This window comes from Streptomyces sp. TLI_053, from assembly GCF_900105395.1.
Classification (GTDB): domain Bacteria; phylum Actinomycetota; class Actinomycetes; order Streptomycetales; family Streptomycetaceae; genus Kitasatospora.
The window spans coordinates 1,673,936-1,691,282 of sequence record NZ_LT629775.1; the positions used below are offsets into that span (position 1 = coordinate 1,673,936).

Sequence of the window (17,347 nt, forward strand, 5' to 3'; positions counted from 1 at the left end):
GTGCCGTCGGTCGGTCTGGCGCCCGGCCGGGACCGGCCGTCAGGCCGCATGCCCGGCCGGGGCGCCATGGGCGACCGGCGGCGCTGTGCGCCGCCCTTGAGTGAGTAGAGAAAGTTTTCGACGGCTTCAGCGACAGCTGACCGGGGCCCGAAGGCGGGTCGGCTCAGAAGCTGATGCAAGATTTGGCGAACGCCGGGTGCAGAACGCTGAGGACGCCGACCGAGTTGCCGCAGATGTACGGTTCGACGTTGATGGGGATCTGTACCTGGTCGCCGCTGAGAAGGCTCTTCCCGCTGAGAGCGACTGCGCCGTGTGTGGCGCCCGCGCGGTTGGCCTTGGCGGATGTGGCGTGGGGGTCGGGCAGGTTCTCGGCGGTGTGGTGGTCTGCGCCGATGTTGAGGTGGCCGGTGGGCTGGTCGTAGACGATGACCTCGTCGTCGGATTCGTTGCTGACCGATTGGATGGCGACGCCGGATCCGGGTGTGAAGCCGATCCACCGGGCGATGCTGGTCCCCCGGATCCCGATGTAGCCCTGGCCGTTCTGGTCGGGCTCGGTGAACATGGCGAAGGGGTTCTGGTCGGCGAACTGGGTGACGGCGGCGTTGACGATGTCGGCGGGGCCCCAGGCGACGATCACGCCTGCCCTGGTCCGCACCTGCAGCCCCATGGCTGCCAGTTCGGAGGCAATGCTGGTCTCCCGGGCAACGGCGGCAGCACTGGGGGCCTCGGCGGCTGGCTCCTGGTCGGCGGCGCGGGCCGGAGAGAGGGCAGCGAGGGGGAGGGCCGCGACGGCGAGAGCGGCGATGCCGAGGCGCATGCGGCGGCGCACCGTTGTCCTGGCGGTATTGCGGACCTGTACCCGGTCGGTCATCTTCGACTCCATCCATGGATGTGGACGCGACAGAGCTGGAAATGTCACGCCTTGTCATGTGATTGGCACTTTCCGTGCCTGGGGTCGAACGTAACCGGCCTCGTTCGAGGCGGCCATGCGGATGCCGACTGTTGTCCGCCGAACGGTTACCGGCACGGCTCGTATCCGACGATGCCTATAAGCGCGGCTCGTCACGACCATGTCGTTCGCTGGTCACAACGCTCTCTTGATGGAATTTTCGGGGTCGACCGGATGGCTGGACGGGCCCGGCTGACGCGCAACGGGTCGGTGGGTGATCGTCAGCTCGGTGGCGGCGGCCGTCATGGTGAGGGTTTCGAGCATGAGGGGTCGGGCGTCGGTCTGGGTGCGGGTGACGCGCTGGGAGATGAGCAGGGGTGTGTTCTCGGGGACGTGGAGTGCGGCTCGTTCGTCGGGGTTGGGCATGCGGGCACTGATGCCTTCGTGCCATTCGACGGGGCCGTGCGCTGCGGCGAGTGCGGCGTAGGCGTCGGTGTTGAACAGTTCGGGGTGCTTGGCCAGGACGGTGCCGGTGATGCGTTCCATGGGCAGCAGTCCGCTGTAGCGGGCGCGTAGTCCGCTGGCCTCGTGGGTGTAGAGGCGCTGGACGAGGAAGGCGGCGTCGCCCTCGTCGGCGGCGAGGGTCTCGGCGGCGGTGGCTTCGAGGCGGACCCGGTAGACGGTGGGTTCCTCGGCGTCGTGCCATCCGGCGGGGCAGTGGTACTGGTCGCCGGCGCACACGACGGTGCGTTCGATGTTGATCGTCGCGCTCTGCTCGGGCTGGGGGCCCCGGACGAAGGTGCCGCGTCCCTGCTGGACGTCCAGGAGGCCGTCCGCCCGCAGTTCCGCGACGGCCTGGCGGACGGTGGGTCGTGAGACGCCGTACTGAGCGGTGAGTTTGTCCTCGGTGGGGATGCGCTCGCCGGGTCGCCATGTGCCCTTGGCGATGGCCTTGCGCATCTCGCGCGCGACCTGCTTGTAGAGGGCTTGCCCCTTCACAACAGCCACTTCGGCCCCTCCGGCTGCGGACCGTTCGTGTCCGCCCTGGTCGTTATCAAATCGTGACATGGTGCGGGTTGCCGCTGATCAGCCCGCGTGTCGGGGGCCCGGAATCAGCAGTCGTCAGGATGAATGCCCTTGTCTTCCGCGTCAAGTGGGCTCATGCTCGTCCTCCCGCCGAATTCATCATGATGACTGATGAATTTGGCTCTGACTCGGGAGGGGTGGAAGGGGCATGACCTTGAAGAACCTGCCGCTGGACGCCGCGAGGCTGGGTGTCGCGCTGTGCGTGTCGGTGGAAGCGAAGACGGACCCGGAGACGGGTGTGATCAAGACGGACCGGGACGGCAAGGCGGTGTGGGCGGTGGGTGTCGCGGTGCGGCCGGAGGGCCGGAAGACGGCGCTCATCGAGGTGTCGGTGACCGGTGAGCCCTCGGGGATCGAGGTGGGGCAGGTGGTGAGCCTGGTCGGGCTGGAAGCGTTCTGGTGGGAGATGAACGGCCGGGCGGGGCTGGCGTACCGGGCGGAGTCGGTGGTGGCGGCGCCGCCTGCCGCCAGGCCGGCGGTGGAGCGGCCCGCTTCGGGTGGGGCTGCGAAGTGAGCGGGCGTCTGAGCGACGGTCGCGACTGGCGGGACCTGCGCGAGCGGCTGAGCGACTTGGGCGAGCTGGCCGGTGAGTTGGGGCCGGAGATGGCGTGGGGTCGGGCCCGGTTCCTGTTCGCGATCGTGGCGCCGATGGCGGAGGACGCGGCGCTGCTGGCGCGGGACCTGGAGAGCGAGTTGCGGGCGCTGGCGATCGAACACGGTGTGCCGCTGCCTGCGCCGGAGGGCATCGAGGGCGGTGGTTCCGGTGAGTGAGGAACGCTGGCGGGCCCTGGTGGGTCCGGGCCGGGCGAAGAGGGAGTCCCGTCCGGCGGTGCCCGGTATGGCGGACTGGTCCACGCGGGCGTGTGCCGCGCTGATCGAGGTCTCGATCGCCGGGGGGATCATGACGACCTACACGGCCGTGCTGTTATACGCGCGCCCGCCGCTGGCGCTGCTGCAACTGCTCGCGATGCTCGTGAACTTCGACATGCAGTCGCTCTACAAGGTTCTGTACTGGGTGCTGCCGCTGGCGTTCCTGGTGTGGCAGTGGGCGCTGCGGGGTCGCACGGGTCAGTCGCTGGGGCAGCGGGTGATGCGGATCGTGACCGTGGATGAGGACACCGCCCGGCCGCTGGGTCCGGCGCGCTCGATCGTGCGGAGCCTGCTGCACGTGGTGGACATCGCGCCGGGGTTCTTCGGGTTCGTGCGCCCGCTGGTGCACCACCGACGCCAGACCTGGGCGGATCAGATCAGCCGCTCGGTCGTCGTCGACGTCGACGTCATCAACGCCATTGCGGAGGTGCGCAAGTGAACGCGGTGGAGAACAGGGTGGTGCTGGCGGCCGGGGCGACGTCGTTGCCGCCGATCGTGTGGCTGCTGGGCGCTCTCGTGGTGGCGGCCATGGTGCTGGGGGTGCTGTCGCCGTGGTTGCGGCGGCGTTCGCCGAACCTGTGGTGGCTGCTGTGGGGGTTCCCGGTGACGGTGGTCCGCTTCCGGTGGACGTGGCGGCGGCTGGCGGATGTGCAGGGGCTGTCGGTGCCGGGGCGTCCGCCGGCGGTTCTGCTGGGCGCGGTGGTGGTGCAGGGTCGGGCGTTGAAGCCGGTCAAGCCCCGGGCGGGGGTGCCGCGTTGGCGGCGGGGCGGACTGTCGGTCAAGGTCCGCCTGCATTCCGGGCAGACGCCGGAGGAGTACGCGGCGGCCTGCGGAGCCATGGCTCACGCGTGGCGGGTGTTCGCGGTGCGGGCGGTGTCCGACACCCGGGGAACGGTGTGGCTGGTGGCGAACGCCTGGGATCCGCTGAGTCGTCCGGCGGAGCCGTTCCGGGGGTCGGTGGGGCTGCTGTCGGCGGTGGTCGGGGTCTGGGAGGACGGTGGGCGCTGGCTGGTGAACCTGCGCCGGGTCCCGCACTGGTTGGTCGTCGGCGCGACGCAGTCCGGCAAGTCGACGCTGCTGGCCTCGCTGGTGGCCCAGTGGTCCCGGCAGCCGGTGGCCCTGGTCGGCATCGACCTCAAGGGCGGCATGGAACTGGGCCTGTTCGCGCCGCGTCTGACGGCGCTCGCGACCAGTCGCCGCGATGCGGTGGATCTGCTGGACGTGCTGGTGGAAGTGACCATGGGGCGGATGGCGCTGTGCCGTGCGACGGGCGTCCGTTCGGTGTGGGAACTCCCCGACAAGCAGCAGCCGGTTCCGATCGTCGTGCTGGTGGACGAGGTCGCGGAGCTGTACCTGACGGCGACGAGCGCGGACAAGGCCGAGGTGTCGCAGGTGTCGACGGCGCTGCTGCGACTGGGTCAGTTGGGGGCGGCGCTGGGTGTGCACCTGATCGTCGCCGGCCAGCGGTTCGGCTCGGACCTGGGTCCGGGGGCGACGTCGCTGCGGGCCCAGCTGGCGGGGCGGGCCTGCTTCCGGGTGGCGGACAAGGGCACGGCGGAGATGACCTTGGGTGATCTCGATGCGGGCGCGGTGGACGCGGTGCAGTCGATCCCGGTCTCGATGCCGGGGGTGGCGGTGGCCCTGGGGGCGCCGGACGGTGGGTGGATGCGGGCCCGCTCGTTCCTGGTGACGCCGGAGGAGGCGGAGGAGGTGGCCGTGCGGTTCGCCCATCTGCGGCCGTCGGTGGGCCAGTTGTATGCCGGATCGGCCGGGGCGGGGGGTCTGTCGTGAACGTGGCCCTGCCGCTGACGGCGTTCCTGGCGGTGGTCGTCGCGCTGCTGGTCCGCTCGCGCGAGCTGAAGATCTGGCATGTGCTCCTGGTGGGGGTGTTCGGGTTCTTCCTGGCTCAGACGCACTTGGCCGACCCGATCGGGGACGCGGTGCGCTGGCTGGTCACGGGCCTGACGCACTCCGGGGACCCGTCGGTGCCCTCGACGCCCACCGCTCCGCATTCGTGATCGTCCCGCCGCCTTCGGTCCTGCCGGTCGTCCCGGTGTGGCCGGGGGCGGCCCGTTCTGCTCGGGGGTGGTTCTCGATGAACGGTCCTTTCGACGGTCCTGCGGCCCGGCGTGCGTACCTGGTCCAGGAGGAGAGGGTTCGACACCTGGGTGAGGTGGACCGTGATCTGGTCCGGCTGGGGCAGATGCCGGGTTTGGCGCGGTGGTTGGAGCAGATCGCGGCGACCGGGGGGTGTGCGCGTCCGGTGTACCTGCGGGGGATGTCGGCGACGTTCGACGCCGCTTCGGGTGAGCTGGTTCGCCGGTACGACACGGCCGGTGAGCCCGGGGAGCGGCTGGCGCTGCGGTGCCGCAACCGGCGCGCTTCTCGCTGCGGGCCGTGCTCGTGGCTGCATCAGGGCGACAGCTGGCACCTGGTGCACGCCGGGCTCGCCGGCGGGAAGGGTGTCCCGCAGGACGTGCAGCTGCACCCGTCGGTGTTCCTGACGCTGACGGCGCCCTCGTTCGGCCGGGTCCACCGGGCGGGCGGCTGCCACCGTGAACGCCCCGGTGTCTGCGCGCACGGGCGGGCGCTCGGGTGCGGCCGGATCCACCCGGAGAACGGTGGCCTCGTCGGGGCTCCGGTGTGTACGGAGTGCTACGACTACCCGGGTCACGTGCTGTGGAACGCGCACGCCGGAAGGCTGTGGAAAGCCTTCGGGGACACGGTCTATCACCGGCTCGCACAGTTGGCGGCTGTGGGGCGTTCGGCGGTTCGGCGGGTGGTGCGGGTGTCGGCGGTGAAGGTGGCGGAGTACCAGCGCCGTGGGGTGGTGCACTTCCATGCGATCGTGCGTCTGGACGGTCCGGACGGTGCTGCGGACCTGCCGCCTTCCTGGGCGGGCGCCGATGTCCTGGTGGACGCGGTCCGCACGGCGGCCGGATCCGTGTCGGTGGTTGCCCCGGCCTCGCCGGCCTACGGGGAGCGGCGTCTTCGGTTCGGTGTTCAGGTCGACGTGCATGAGCTGCGCGGCGGTCCCGACGACCCGGGGACCGGTGAGCGGGTGGCGGCGTACGTGGCGAAGTACACGACAAAGGGTGCGGAGGCTGCGGGGGCGGTCGACCGGCGGGTGACGAGCGCTGCCGAGATCCGGTCGCTGCGGGTGTCTGCGCATATGCGGGCGCTGGTGGGGACCTGTTGGCGTCTGGGTGGTCTGGCGGAGTTGGCGCACCTGCGGCTGCGGGCATGGGCGCACATGCTGGGCTTTGGGGGGCACTGCCTGACCAAGACGCGGGTGTACTCGACGACGTACCGCAGCCTGCGGGCGGAGCGGGAGGACTGGGTCCGGGGCGCGCCCGCCGCCGAGGGTGAGGTCACGGTGGGCGAGTGGCGGTTCGCCGGTGTGGGGCATCGGCCCGGTGAGGCCGTGATCGCTGAGCAGATGGCCGCCGACCGGGAGCGGACCCGGGAGATCGCCCGGGACTACGCGACCCCAGGGTGGGTGGGCGGGGCGCGGCGGGAACCCCAGGGTGCTGACCGAAGGCCGTCGGTGGGGGTGTGCCCCGATGACTGAGGCAACGGGGGGTGATCCGACTGTTGCCAAGGCTGATCCGCATTCCGAACGTCATGACCGTGATTGGCACTTGGAACGCGTCTGTTCACGCTTCCCGCGCCGAATCACTTCGGCGAGCATGACGCGGCTGGCGGAGCTGCTCACCCCTGGAGAGGAACGACAGGACGACTGACAGCCGGTTGGAACCCCCCTCCCGAGGGGTCCCAACCGGCACGCCTGTGTTCAGAGATTGGGATTGGGCTCGATCTCCACCCGGCCATAGTCGAATGCGCGTCCGCGCAGGCTTGAGGCATCGATGATCACTGCCGAGAACAGGAAGCGCATTACCGCATTCATGCGCTGACAGTCCTTGGCAGCCTCAAGAGCCTTCCAACTGGCTGCGGCCCCGGGGCCAACCAAACCTTGGAGTACTTCGACTGTCGGCCGGCTTACGAGCTTCCGTTGCACTGCTGCGATTCGGTCCTCGACGGTCTTGCGCATGGACCGGTATTCACGTGTGGACAGTTCTCGGTCATCCCACATCTCCTTGAGGTCGGCCAGCTCCTGGCGGTCGGACTGGACGGCGGCTTCGTCGGTCGCTGACAGTCCGGCCGGCGCGGTGCTGCCCGTTACGTCGATGCGTTCCAGGATCCTGATTGCGGCGTCTCGAACAAAGCGTTCGAGAGTGGGTGCGGATACGGTCCGGCTGCACGACGCCGAGTCTGTGCGTTGGGCGCGTCCGCACATGTACCTGCCGTCAGAGCCCGCCATTCGGACAGCGCACCGCTTACAGACGACCACGCCACGCAGGATGTAGAACCGATCCTCGTCATCCTTGCTCACCTCGCCACCCTCGCTCGGCGGCGTGGCCGGGGCTCGGTACATCCGTCGCTCCCGCACCTCCTCCCAGAATCCTCGCGCGACGATGGCAGGCCACTCCCCGTCGCCGATCTCCTCGCCCCGGAACACTCGGATACCCGCTACGTGCCGACTGTCCAACAGGGCACGGATACTGGGTGGGTTCCACTCCTTGCCAAGTGCCGTCGGCTCACCGCGCCGATTCAGGTCGTTGGCCAGCTTCTGTGGCGTATCGCCATCCAGGTACCGGGAGAACACCTCTCGGACGATCACGGCTTCCTTGTCAACGATCTCCATGCCGTTCGAGGTGTAGCCGTACCGGCGCTTTCCACCGTGCGGAAGACCATCCCTGGCACGGTCAACCGTCGCGTCCAGCAGACGACGTGAGGTGTCGTCACTCGACCGGCACGAATGGGCTACCTCGATGCGCAGAAAGAAGCGATCGTCAGGGTCGGCAAGGTTTCGGCGGTTCGCCTGGCCGTGCAGCGTGATGTCGTGCTCATCGGAGATGTGCAAGAGCTCTTCTAGGTCATGCGGCTGCCTCATAAGGCGGTCAGGGTGGTACGTGATGATGTGCCGAACGCGCCCTGTCCGGACGGCGGCGAGCAGACCGTCCCAACCGGGCCGCTTGCGGTTGCGCTTCCACGCGGACCGGTTGTTGTCCACGAACACGAGGTCGCTGGGCACCAGTACGCCCAGCCTCTCTGCGACGTCCCGGCAGATGCGCTCCTGCCGGTCGACACCGGTTTGATCGTCGTCGCTTGCATGTGAGATCCGGCAGTACAGTGCCGCCGACTCTCCTGTCCAGTCACTACGGGAATGCGCTCGCTGACGCGGCACAACGAGCTTGGCGAGCCGGCGTTCCCGCGCTGGCTGACGGTCTATCGGGTGCTCTCCACCACTCATATAAATAGGTTACGGGCGAGGGATGGCCTGACCAATACCCATCAAACGGTCGCGGGTGAGCACGATCCCGGCGATGGTCATCGAGAGGCAGGAGAAGAAGGCGGAGCCGAGGACCACCACCACGACGACTCCGAGCAGCCGCAGCGGGTTCCAGGTCATCGCCACCCCGAGCACCGCCGCGAGCAGCACGACCACGACGGCCTGCAGGACCGCCTTGACCCCGGCGGCGAAGGCCTTGCCGGTGACCAGTGCGGCTCTCGGGGTCGGTGTGACCAGCAGTTTGGTGAGCACCCCGGAGTCCCGCTCCCAGATGATCATGATGCCGTAGAAGATCGCCACGAACATCGCGGACTGCGCGATGATCCCGGGGGCCAGGAAGTCCAGGTATGGGATGCCGCCGGTGGGGATCGCCTTCAGCCGGGTGAAGGTCTCGCCGAAGATCAGCAGCCAGAGCGCGGGCTGGATCGCCCGGGTGTAGACCTCGGTCCGGTCGTGGCGCAGCTTCTGGAGCTCGACCACGCACATCGCGGCGACCCGGGCGGGCACCTGGCGCCAGCCCGTCCGGGGCGGCGGGGGCACCAGCAGCAGGCCCAGGTCGGGTGCGTCAGCCGACGCGGTTGGCTGTGCGGCGGGTCCGGCGGACATCGTCGAAGTCTCCTTCCGCGCCCTCGCCGCGGGCGAGCCCGCGACCCGAGAAGTGGCGGAACACGTCGTCGAGCGTGGGATCGGGCAGGGCGGCGTCCTGCTCGCGGACCCGGGCCTTGAGTTCGCCGGGGGTGCCGAGCGCGCGGATCCGGCCCCGGTCCATCAGGGCGATCCGGTCGCAGTGGTGGTCGGCCTCGTCCATGTAGTGGGTGGTCACCAGCACCGTCATCCCGGTGGCGCGGCGGACGGTGTCGACCCGCTCCCAGACGCTCGCGCGGGCGATCGGGTCCAGGCCGATGGTGGGCTCGTCCAGCACCAGCAGCTGGGGGGCGCTGACCAGCGCCTGGGCGAGTTCCAGCCGCCGCACCATGCCGCCGGAGTAGGTGCCGGCCGACCGGTCGGCGGCCCCGGTGAGGTCCACGGCGGCCAGCGCCTGGGCGACCCGCGCGGAGCGTTCGGCACGCGGCACGTCGAAGACCCGGGCGAACAGGGCGACGTTCTCCCGACCGGTCAGTCCGGCGTCGGCGGAGAGCTGTTGCGGCACGTAGCCGAGCAGCCGGCGGACCTCCGCCCGGCGCCTGGCCGCGTCGTGGCCGAAGACCCGGACCATCCCGACCGCGGTCGGCAGCAGGGTGGTGATCGCTCGAATGGTGGTGGTCTTGCCGGCTCCGTTGGGGCCGAGCAGGCCGAAGACCTCACCGGCCCGCACGGTCAGGTCGACGCCGTCGACGGCCCTGGTACCGCCGCCCTTCCGGCGGCCCCGGCGGAAGGTGTAGGTCAGCGCGCGGCAGACCACCGCGTCGTCCGGCCCGGTCGTCATGGTCCGGTCCTCCCTCCGGCGGCGGGGGCCGCCGTACCCGCTCCGCCCGCGCGCCCGCGCAGGCCCGTCGCCACTCCGCGCAGCGCGGGCAGCGCGGCGGCCAGCGCCGCCCGGTCGCCGGCCGGCAGCCCCGCCACCACCTCGCCGACCAGCGCGTCCCGCCGCGCCCGCCAGGCCGCCAGCCGCTCCTCCGCCTCGCCGGTGGCATACAGCAGGGCCGCCCGGCGGTCGGCCGGGTCCACCTCGCGGCGCAGCAGGCCGAGCACGACCAGCTGGTTCACCAGGGTGGAGACCGAGTTGGCGGCCAGGCAGAGCTCGGCGGCGGCGTCGGAGACCCGCAGACCGGGGAAGTCCGCCACCAGCCGGAGCAGTTCGACCTGGGCGCCGCGCAGCCGGGGCTCGGTCAGGCCCTCGCGCAGCCGGCGCCGCACCAGGCGCTGGATCCCGACGAGAAGGGTGGAGAACTCCTCGCCCAGCGCCGGGTCCGGCGGGCCCGGGACGGTCGCACTCATACCTCCGATTTTAGCTCTCAGTGAGAGCTGTCTGTCGAGAGGGCGTCGTGCCGGTTCCGCCTTCCCCGCTACAGCACGACGATCAGCACGCCGGTGGGCACCAGGGTGAGCAGCGCGCTGGTCGTCCAGTACGCCCCGGCGCGGCCCGGGTCCGCGTACCGGTGCCGACGGCGGCGGCGCAGGAGGTGGTTGGCCGGCCACCAGACGGCCGCGAAGACCGCCAGCACCGGCACCGCGAGCATGAGCCACGGCAGCACGCCGTCGTTCTCCGTCGGCTCGCGCCGGGTCCAACCGAGTTCGGCGAGCGGCCAGTTGACCGCGAAGTACCAGAGCAGCCAGACCGGCACCACCGCCGGCAGGCCGAGCAGCAGGTTCACCGCGACGGCGGCGGTCGGGTACGTTCGCATCCGATCAGTATCCACGGGCCCCCGCCGGGTCCGGGCGGGCGGCCCGGGCCGGACCGGACGGGGTCGGCCCGATCCGGCCCGGGTCCGGGCGGGGTCAGCCCAGGCCGGGCGGACGGCGGTCGGCCCACGGACGGGCCAGCTCCAGCGTGCGGGCCACCTGCAGCAGCAGGTCCTCCCGCCACGGCGCGGCGACGAGCTGGACCCCGACCGGCAGGCCGGTCGCCCCGTCGTGGTGCACGGGCAGCGACACGGCCGGCTGGCCGGTCACGTTGAACAGGGAGGTGAACACCCCCATCGGATAGCTGTTCCGCAGCGCCGCCAGCGGATCCTCGGCGGTGCCGGCCCGCCAGGCGCCGATGCGCGGCGGCAGGCAGGCCATGGTGGGCGTCACCAGCAGGTCGAACCCGGCGACGAAGCCCTCGACGATGCGCCGGGACATCCGCTGGGCCCGCCGTACCCCCTCCGCGTAGGCCCACGAGTCGATCGCGTGCGCCGCGTCGCGCAGCGCCCGGTTGTGCGGCTCGATCCGCTCCGGATCGGCCAGCGGCACCCCGGCGGCGCCGAGGTTCCACATCGCGCTGAACTCCGTGACGAGTTCCTCGGTCGGCGGCAGCGGGAGCGGGGTGTCGACGATGCGGTGGCCCGCCGCTTCGAGCATGCGCAGGACGGTGTCCACGGCCGCCGCGCAGGCCGGGTCCACGGCGATCCCGGCCACCGGCGGGTCCACCAGGACGCCGATCCTCAGCCCGGCCGGCGGGTCCGCCCACATCGCGTCGGCGAAGGAGCGGTCCGGGGCCGGGGGCGACCACCAGGCGGCCGGATCGTGGCGGTCGAGCACGTCGAGCACCGCGGCGGTGTCCGCCACCGTGCGGGTGACCACGCCACCGATGCCGAGCCCCTCGACGACGACGGCCCCGTTGGTCACCCGGCCCCGGGTGGGCTTGAGGCCGACCAGGCCGGTGCAGGAGGCGGGGATGCGGATCGAGCCGCCGCCGTCCTCGGCGTGGGCGAGGGGCGCCATCCCGGCGGCGACGGCGACGCCCGCGCCGCTCGACGAGCCGCCCGGCGTCCGGTCCCGGTCCCACGGGTTGCGGGTGGTGCCGAGCGCCTCGTTCTCGGTGAACGGCAGACTGCCGAACTCCGACGTGGTGGTCTTGCCGAGCAGGACGAACCCCGCGGCGAGGAACCTCCGGACCAGCGGCGCCGAGTCCTCGGCCGGCCCCCGGCCGGAGCCCGCGGACCCGTAGGTGGTGGGCCAGCCCGCCACGTCCAGCAGGTCCTTGATCGGCAGCGGTACGCCGTGGAACGGCGGGAGCGCGTCGGTGGAACCGGCCCGGACCACCGCGTCGGCGGCGGCGGAGGCGGCGGCGCGGACGGCGTCGTCGTCCCGGAAGCAGAAGGCGTTCAGCGCGGGGTCGAGGGCGTCGATGCGGGCGAGGCAGTCCTCGACGATCTCGACCGGGCTCACCTCCTTGCGTCGGACGGCGGCGGCGAGTTCGACGGCGGAGCCGTAGGCGGTGGCGGGAGTGGAACCGTGGGCGACGCCGGGGGTGGAACCGTGGGCGACGCCGGGGCCGGTGGCGGAGGCGCCGACCGGGGCGGTGCCGGGAGCTTCGATCGATGGGTTCATCGTGAACCGTCCTCTCTGAACGGGGCGGTGGGCCGGTCGCCCCAGCGTCGCCCCGTCCGCGGCACCGTGTATTGGACGAATGTCGCGTAGCCTGGCGGCATGCGCCCCGTCGATCCGGCCCGCGCCCCCGCACCGGTGTGGGAGATCGCAACTCCCCCGCGCCCCTGCCGCATCCCGGGTGTCGGCATGGCCGGCTTCCGCACCTCCGCCCCCGTCGACCTCGACGTGGTGCCGTACCCGGCCGTGACGCTCGCCCTCGACCTCGGCGACCCGCCGCTCGCCGTCGACGACGCGACCGGCCGCCGGACGCACGGCAGCGTCGTGGTCGGGCTCGGGCCCGGTGGCGTACGCGGCCACGGCAGTGCCGTCACCTGCCTGCAGCTCCGGCTCGCCCCGCCGGTCGCGCACCGGATCCTCGGCGCCTCCTCGGAGTTGGGCGGCACGGTGGTCGGGCTCGACCAGCTGTGGGGCCGCGACGGTGAGCGGACCGAGGAGCGCCTGCGCGCCACCCCGTCCTGGGACGAGCGCTTCGCGATCGCCGAGGCGGCACTCGTCCGCCGGTTCGCGGACGGCCGGCCGGTGGATCCCGAAGTCGCCTTCGCCTGGGACCGGTTGGTCGCCCAGCGGGGCGCGGTGCGGATCGAGCTGATCGCCGCCGAGACCGGCTGGAGCCGCAAACGGCTGTGGTCCCGCTTCCACGCCCAGACCGGCCTCGGCCCCAAGCACGCGGCCCGGCTCGTCCGCTTCGACGACGCCGCCCACCGCCTCGCCGCGGGCCACAGCGCCGCCCGGGTGGCGGCCGACACCGGCTACACCGACCAGTCCCACCTCCACCGCGACATCAGGACCTTCACCGGCACCACCCCCAGCACCCTCGCCAACGCCCCCTGGCTCAGCGTCGACCCGACCGCGTGGCCCGCCACCCGGCCCGACGGCGGTCACGCCTGAACCGAAGGATTCCGCCTCCCCGCCTCCCGGCCGCGTGCCACCCTGGGACTCCTGGCAGTCACCGGGCCCTTGGGGGAGGAAGCGTGACGTTCTGGGACCAACTGCCCACTCTGGCGGGCGTCGTCGTCGGTTCGGTGGGCTCGTACGCGGCGGCAAGCCTCACAGAACGCAGCCGCTGGCGGCGCGGCCGCGCCGAACGTTGGGACGACCGGCGCTTCCAGATCTACGCGAGCTACGGCAAGCTGCTCAAGGCCCAGATCCGGATCGCCCAAAGACTCGGTGCCGCCCGCAACTTCGACGGCGTGGTGGACCCTTTGGGGATCGACGAAGGCTTGGCCGACCTCGCCCGCGCGGAGTCCGAGCGGGCCGCCGAGTGGGAGTCGATGTTGCTGGTCGGTGACGCCGCGACGGTCGGAGCGGCGCGGTCGTGGCACGAGGAGTGCTGGAACCTGGAGCTGTACGCGCGCGGGCTGCGGTCCGACGCCGCCGGCTGGGTGCGGGCGGAGGAGCGGCTGAGCCACGCCCGCGACAGGTTCTACCTCTGCGCCCGGAAGGACCTGGGGATCGCCGGTCCGCCGCCGCCGTCCGGCAACTGGCCCCGGGCCTGGCAGCACGCCGAGCCCGACTCGGCGGCCGGCCCCGGCACGTCACCGCCCTGACCCGCGACGGCCGTGCACGGCTGTTCCGGAGCGGCCGGGCCGTGGCGTACCGTGACCGCATGGCTACCAACGCGTCCTCGCGGTACGACGCCGTGATCGTCGGCGGTGGGCACAACGGGCTGGTCGCCGCCGCGTACCTCGCGCGGGGCGGACACCGGGTGCTGGTAGTCGAACGGCTGGCCCGGACGGGCGGGGCGGCGGTGTCCGCGGCGGCCTTCCCGGGGGTCGACGCCAGACTGTCGCGCTACTCCTACCTGGTCAGCCTGCTGCCGGCGAAGGTGGTGCGGGAGCTCGGGCTGCGGCTGGAGCTGCGCCGGCGCCGGATCTCGTCCTACACCCCGGCCGTCCGGGACGGGAAGCCCACCGGTCTGCTGGTGGACGCGGGCGACCCCGGCCGGACCGGGGAGTCGTTCCGGGCACTGACCGGGTCCGACCGCGAGTGGCAGGCCTGGCGGGAGTTCTACGGCACCACCGGCCGGGTCGCCGAGCGGGTGTTCCCGACCCTCACCGAGCCGCTGCCGTCCCGGACCGAGCTGCGCCGGCGGATCGGGGACGATGCCACCTGGACGGCCCTGTTCGAACGACCGCTGGGCGAGACGGTCGAGCGGACCTTCGCGGACGACCTGGTGCGCGGTGTGGTCCTGACGGACGCGCTGATCGGCACCTTCACCCATGCCCACGACCCCGAACTGCGACAGAACCGCTGCTTCCTCTACCACGTGATCGGCAACGGCACCGGCGACTGGGACGTCCCGGTCGGCGGCATGGGCGCGGTGACGGACGCGCTGGCCGGGGCGGCGCTGGCGGCCGGCGCGGAGATCAGGACCGGGCACGAGGTCACCGCGATCGCGGGCGACGGCCGCGGCGACGCCGAGGTGTCGTACCGGCACGCCGACGGCGAGGGGACAGTGGCCGCGCGCCGGGTGCTGGTGAACGCCGCGCCCACGACGCTGGCACGGCTGCTGGGCACCGCACCGGAGCCCGCGCCGGAGGGCGCCCAGCTGAAGGTCAACATGGTGCTGCGCCGGCTGCCGCGACTGCGCGACCCCGGCGCGGACCCGCGCGACGCCTTCGCCGGGACCTTCCACATCGCGGAGGGCTACCGGCAGTTGGAGACGGCGTACGCGGAGGCGGCGGCCGGGCGGATGCCCTCGGCGCCGCCGTCGGAGATCTACTGCCACACCCTGACCGATCCGTCGATCCTCGGGCCGGAGGCCGTCCGGCAGGGGCTGCAGACACTGACCCTGTTCGGTCTGCACATGCCGGCCCGGCTGTTCGACGACCCGGCCGCCAAGGAACGCGCCCTGGCCGCGAGCCTGGCGCAGCTGGACGCGGTGCTGGCCGAGCCGATCGCCGACTGCCTGGCCGTGGACGCCGACGGCCGGCCCTGCGTCGAGGCGCGGACGCCGCCGGAGCTGGAGCGGGAACTCGGCCTGCCGGGCGGCCACATCTTCCACCGCGACCTGGCCTTCCCGTTCACCACCGAGGAGCCCGGTCCGGGCGGCGGGGAGGGCTCCGGCACGGCCGCCGCGCGCTGGGGCGTGGCGACGGCCCGTCCGGACGTACTGCTGTGCGGGGCGGGGGCCGTCCGGGGCGGCGGCGTCAGCGGCGTCCCGGGGCACAACGCGGCGCGGGCCGCCCTGGAGGACCTCGCCCGCGGCCGCTGAGGCCGGGAGGCGCCACCGAGACCAGGAGGAACGACTCGAGGCCGGGCGGGACGGCTCGAGGCCAGCAGGGACGGCTCGAGGGCGGGAGGGGCGGCGCCGGTCGGCGCCGCCCCCGGGAAGACGTGCCTCAGGCGCGGGCGAGCACCCAGGCGCCGAGGCCGTTGCAGCCCCCGGCCTGGTAGGTGGTGGAGCGGAAGCCCGCCGGGACGGGCGAGCCGGGACAGGTCAACAGGCCGACCCGGGCGATGTTGTGGAGCCACGCACCGGCGCCGTCACAGCCGGTCCGCTGGTGCCCGGTGATGACGTACCCGGTGACGACCGGGGAGCCCGAGCAGGTCCAGATGCCGTCGTGCGGAAGGTTGTGCTGCCACGACCCGATGCCGCCGCAGCCGGCGCGCAGGTGGTTACTGATGACGTAGCCGGGCACGACCGGGGAGCCGGAGCAGGTCCAGATGCCGTCCTTGACCAGGCTGTGGCGCCACGCGCCGATGCCGCGGCAGCCGGGCTTGCTGTGATCGGTGATCACGTACCCGGCCACCACCGGGGAGCCGGAGCAGGTCCACATACCGTCCTTGACCGGCTGCTGGTACCACGAGCCCCAGCCGCCGCAGCCCTTCGGGTCGTAGTCGGTGTTGACGTTCCCGGGGTCGACCGGGTCGCCGCCGCAAGCCCAGTGGGCCGACGCGGCCGCACCGACGGGCTTGGCCTCGGCCACGGTCGCGCCGGCCACCGTGCCGCCGAGCACGACGGCCGCGACCAGCGCGAAGGCCGCCGCGACGGCACCGGTGCCACGGCCGACGGCCAGGGCCGCCACCCGCTTCCATATCTGACGATCACTCATGTTCGATCCAATCCGGTCGGGTCGAGGAACGAAGGGGAGATCCCGGCACCGCCGGGGTCTCCGGCGGGGGATGGCAGCCACCCTAGGGTGATCATGGAGTGATGACAGAGTGGGGGAGGCAAGAAGTCCTTCACACGAACTACATTGTCCGAAACCTGTCACTTCGACCCGTCTGACGGGGCTTTCAGCAGCTGGGCACACCGCCGCACGGCACCCCGGTAAGGTGGTGGATCGTGGCCAGTCGTAAAACGTCGATCATGGAAGCAGCCGCGCGGGTGATCGCGCGGCGCGGGGTGCGCGGACTGCGGGTGGAGGAGCTCGCGGCCGAGGCGGGCGTGTCCACCGCGCTGATCTACTACCACTTCAAGGACCGCACCGGGATCCTCCGGCAGACCCTGGAGTTCATCAACGACCGGGCCGAGCGGTACACGACCGAGCGCGATCCGGACGCCCCGCCGCCGACCGCGCGCGAGGAGCTGGAGCAGACGCTGCTGCTGGAGCTCCAGGACAGCGTCGAGGTGCGGGAGAACAGCACCGCCTGGGGCGAGCTGCGGGCGAGCGCGGTGTTCGACGAGACCCTGCGCGAGGACCTGGCGCGGGCCACCCGGATCTGGGTGCAGGAGATCGCCGAGCTGCTCGGCGCGGTACAGCCGATGTCCTCGGCGGTCGCGCTGGCCGGGGCCGCAGAGCGGCTGACCGCGCTGCTGGAGGGCCTCAGTGTGCGCTGGCTCAGCGGGAGCCTTCCACTGGCGCACGCCCGGACGCTGCTGACCGAGGCCATCGACACCGAAGTGAGCCGGCTCGGCTCCTGAGCGGAGTCACCAAACCGGGCATCCGCCGACAGAACACCCCGGATCGTCACTCTCCGTGACTATTGAACCGTCCTGCGTCATGGCTCGCCGAAAAGTTTGACTGATTTTTCAGTCAGTGCGACGCTGACACCGCAGGCGGGGTGCAGCCGTCGGCCGTTCCCGTGGTGCGCCGGTGCGTGGTGGCGCGAAGAGTGGAGCCGATGGCCCGTGCACCCCTCCCGGCACCGTCGCACGATCGGAGAACTCT

Annotated in this window: 18 protein-coding genes and 1 pseudogene; 10 read left to right on the plus strand and 9 right to left on the minus strand. The window is 72.1% G+C overall.

Going from position 1 to position 17,347, the window contains the following annotated elements; all coding sequences use genetic code 11:
- Positions 1-163: 163 nt before the first annotated feature.
- Both BLU95_RS06505 and BLU95_RS06510 read right to left on the minus strand, forming a co-directional pair.
- Complete coding sequence (locus BLU95_RS06505) at positions 164-871, minus strand: chaplin (protein ID WP_159424807.1); 708 nt, start codon at positions 869-871, stop codon at positions 164-166.
- 213 nt (positions 872-1,084) lie between these two features.
- Positions 1,085-1,897, minus strand: a complete 813-nt coding sequence (locus BLU95_RS06510) for a GntR family transcriptional regulator (protein WP_159424808.1) — start codon at positions 1,895-1,897, stop codon at positions 1,085-1,087.
- A gap of 226 nt (positions 1,898-2,123) precedes the next feature.
- Between BLU95_RS06510 and BLU95_RS06515 the strand changes: the two genes are divergently transcribed.
- From BLU95_RS06515 to BLU95_RS06540, 6 genes are all read left to right on the plus strand, one after another.
- Positions 2,124-2,489, plus strand: a complete 366-nt coding sequence (locus BLU95_RS06515) for an SCO3933 family regulatory protein (RefSeq protein ID WP_093859135.1) — start codon at positions 2,124-2,126, stop codon at positions 2,487-2,489.
- The gene (locus tag BLU95_RS06520; protein ID WP_093859136.1) at positions 2,486-2,746 is read left to right on the plus strand and encodes a hypothetical protein; all 261 of its coding nucleotides are present in this window, start codon (positions 2,486-2,488) and stop codon (positions 2,744-2,746) included. The genes BLU95_RS06515 and BLU95_RS06520 overlap by 4 nt, the downstream gene beginning before the upstream one ends.
- 67 nt (positions 2,747-2,813) lie before the next feature.
- Positions 2,814-3,284, plus strand: a complete 471-nt coding sequence (locus BLU95_RS06525) for an RDD family protein (RefSeq protein ID WP_093859137.1) — start codon at positions 2,814-2,816, stop codon at positions 3,282-3,284.
- 17 nt (positions 3,285-3,301) lie between these two features.
- A complete protein-coding gene (locus tag BLU95_RS06530; RefSeq protein WP_231978351.1) occupies positions 3,302-4,636 on the plus strand; it encodes an FtsK/SpoIIIE domain-containing protein in 1,335 nt (444 codons plus the stop codon).
- Positions 4,633-4,863 (plus strand): hypothetical protein, encoded by a 231-nt coding sequence (locus tag BLU95_RS06535; protein ID WP_093859138.1) that lies wholly within the window; start codon positions 4,633-4,635, stop codon positions 4,861-4,863. The genes BLU95_RS06530 and BLU95_RS06535 overlap by 4 nt, the downstream gene beginning before the upstream one ends.
- Before the next feature lie 77 nt (positions 4,864-4,940).
- Positions 4,941-6,416, plus strand: a complete 1,476-nt coding sequence (locus BLU95_RS06540; RefSeq protein ID WP_197698724.1) for a replication initiator — start codon at positions 4,941-4,943, stop codon at positions 6,414-6,416.
- Between the two features lie 222 nt (positions 6,417-6,638).
- Here BLU95_RS06540 and BLU95_RS06545 read toward each other — a convergent pair whose 3' ends face one another.
- The 6 genes and pseudogenes from BLU95_RS06545 to BLU95_RS06570 all read right to left on the minus strand — a co-directional run bounded on the left by BLU95_RS06545 (position 6,639) and on the right by BLU95_RS06570 (position 12,173).
- Entirely contained in the window at positions 6,639-8,159 is a 1,521-nt protein-coding gene (locus BLU95_RS06545; RefSeq protein WP_093859139.1) for a recombinase family protein, read from the minus strand.
- A 12-nt stretch (positions 8,160-8,171) separates the two neighbouring features.
- A pseudogene (locus tag BLU95_RS06550) lies at positions 8,172-8,804 on the minus strand (ABC transporter permease); the annotation flags it as partial.
- Entirely contained in the window at positions 8,764-9,624 is an 861-nt protein-coding gene (locus BLU95_RS06555; RefSeq protein ID WP_093859140.1) for an ATP-binding cassette domain-containing protein, read from the minus strand. The gene BLU95_RS06555 and the pseudogene BLU95_RS06550, both read right to left, overlap by 41 nt.
- A complete protein-coding gene (locus BLU95_RS06560; protein ID WP_093859141.1) occupies positions 9,621-10,136 on the minus strand; it encodes a MarR family winged helix-turn-helix transcriptional regulator in 516 nt (171 codons plus the stop codon). The genes BLU95_RS06555 and BLU95_RS06560 overlap by 4 nt, the downstream gene beginning before the upstream one ends.
- Positions 10,137-10,204: 68 nt before the next feature.
- The gene (locus BLU95_RS06565) at positions 10,205-10,543 is read right to left on the minus strand and encodes a hypothetical protein (RefSeq protein WP_093859142.1); all 339 of its coding nucleotides are present in this window, start codon (positions 10,541-10,543) and stop codon (positions 10,205-10,207) included.
- 94 nt (positions 10,544-10,637) lie between these two features.
- Complete coding sequence (locus tag BLU95_RS06570) at positions 10,638-12,173, minus strand: amidase (protein ID WP_093859143.1); 1,536 nt, start codon at positions 12,171-12,173, stop codon at positions 10,638-10,640.
- 99 nt (positions 12,174-12,272) lie between these two features.
- Here BLU95_RS06570 and BLU95_RS06575 point away from each other — a divergent pair, with 99 nt between their 5' ends.
- The 3 genes from BLU95_RS06575 (at position 12,273) to BLU95_RS06585 (ending at position 15,447) form a co-directional block, all read left to right on the plus strand.
- Positions 12,273-13,121 (plus strand): AraC family transcriptional regulator, encoded by an 849-nt coding sequence (locus BLU95_RS06575; RefSeq protein ID WP_093859144.1) that lies wholly within the window; start codon positions 12,273-12,275, stop codon positions 13,119-13,121.
- 83 nt (positions 13,122-13,204) lie between these two features.
- Positions 13,205-13,780, plus strand: coding sequence for a hypothetical protein (locus BLU95_RS06580; protein WP_093859145.1), 576 nt, complete (start codon positions 13,205-13,207; stop codon positions 13,778-13,780).
- Positions 13,781-13,839: 59 nt separating this feature from the next.
- The gene (locus BLU95_RS06585; RefSeq protein ID WP_093864687.1) at positions 13,840-15,447 is read left to right on the plus strand and encodes a phytoene desaturase family protein; all 1,608 of its coding nucleotides are present in this window, start codon (positions 13,840-13,842) and stop codon (positions 15,445-15,447) included.
- A gap of 127 nt (positions 15,448-15,574) precedes the next feature.
- Here the strand turns inward: BLU95_RS06585 and BLU95_RS06590 are convergent, their stop codons facing one another.
- Positions 15,575-16,288: a hypothetical protein gene (locus BLU95_RS06590; protein WP_197698725.1), complete on the minus strand. Its 714-nt coding sequence runs from the start codon at positions 16,286-16,288 to the stop codon at positions 15,575-15,577.
- A gap of 257 nt (positions 16,289-16,545) precedes the next feature.
- Here BLU95_RS06590 and BLU95_RS06595 point away from each other — a divergent pair, with 257 nt between their 5' ends.
- Entirely contained in the window at positions 16,546-17,100 is a 555-nt protein-coding gene (locus BLU95_RS06595; RefSeq protein ID WP_400752183.1) for a TetR/AcrR family transcriptional regulator, read from the plus strand.
- Positions 17,101-17,347: the final 247 nt, after the last annotated feature.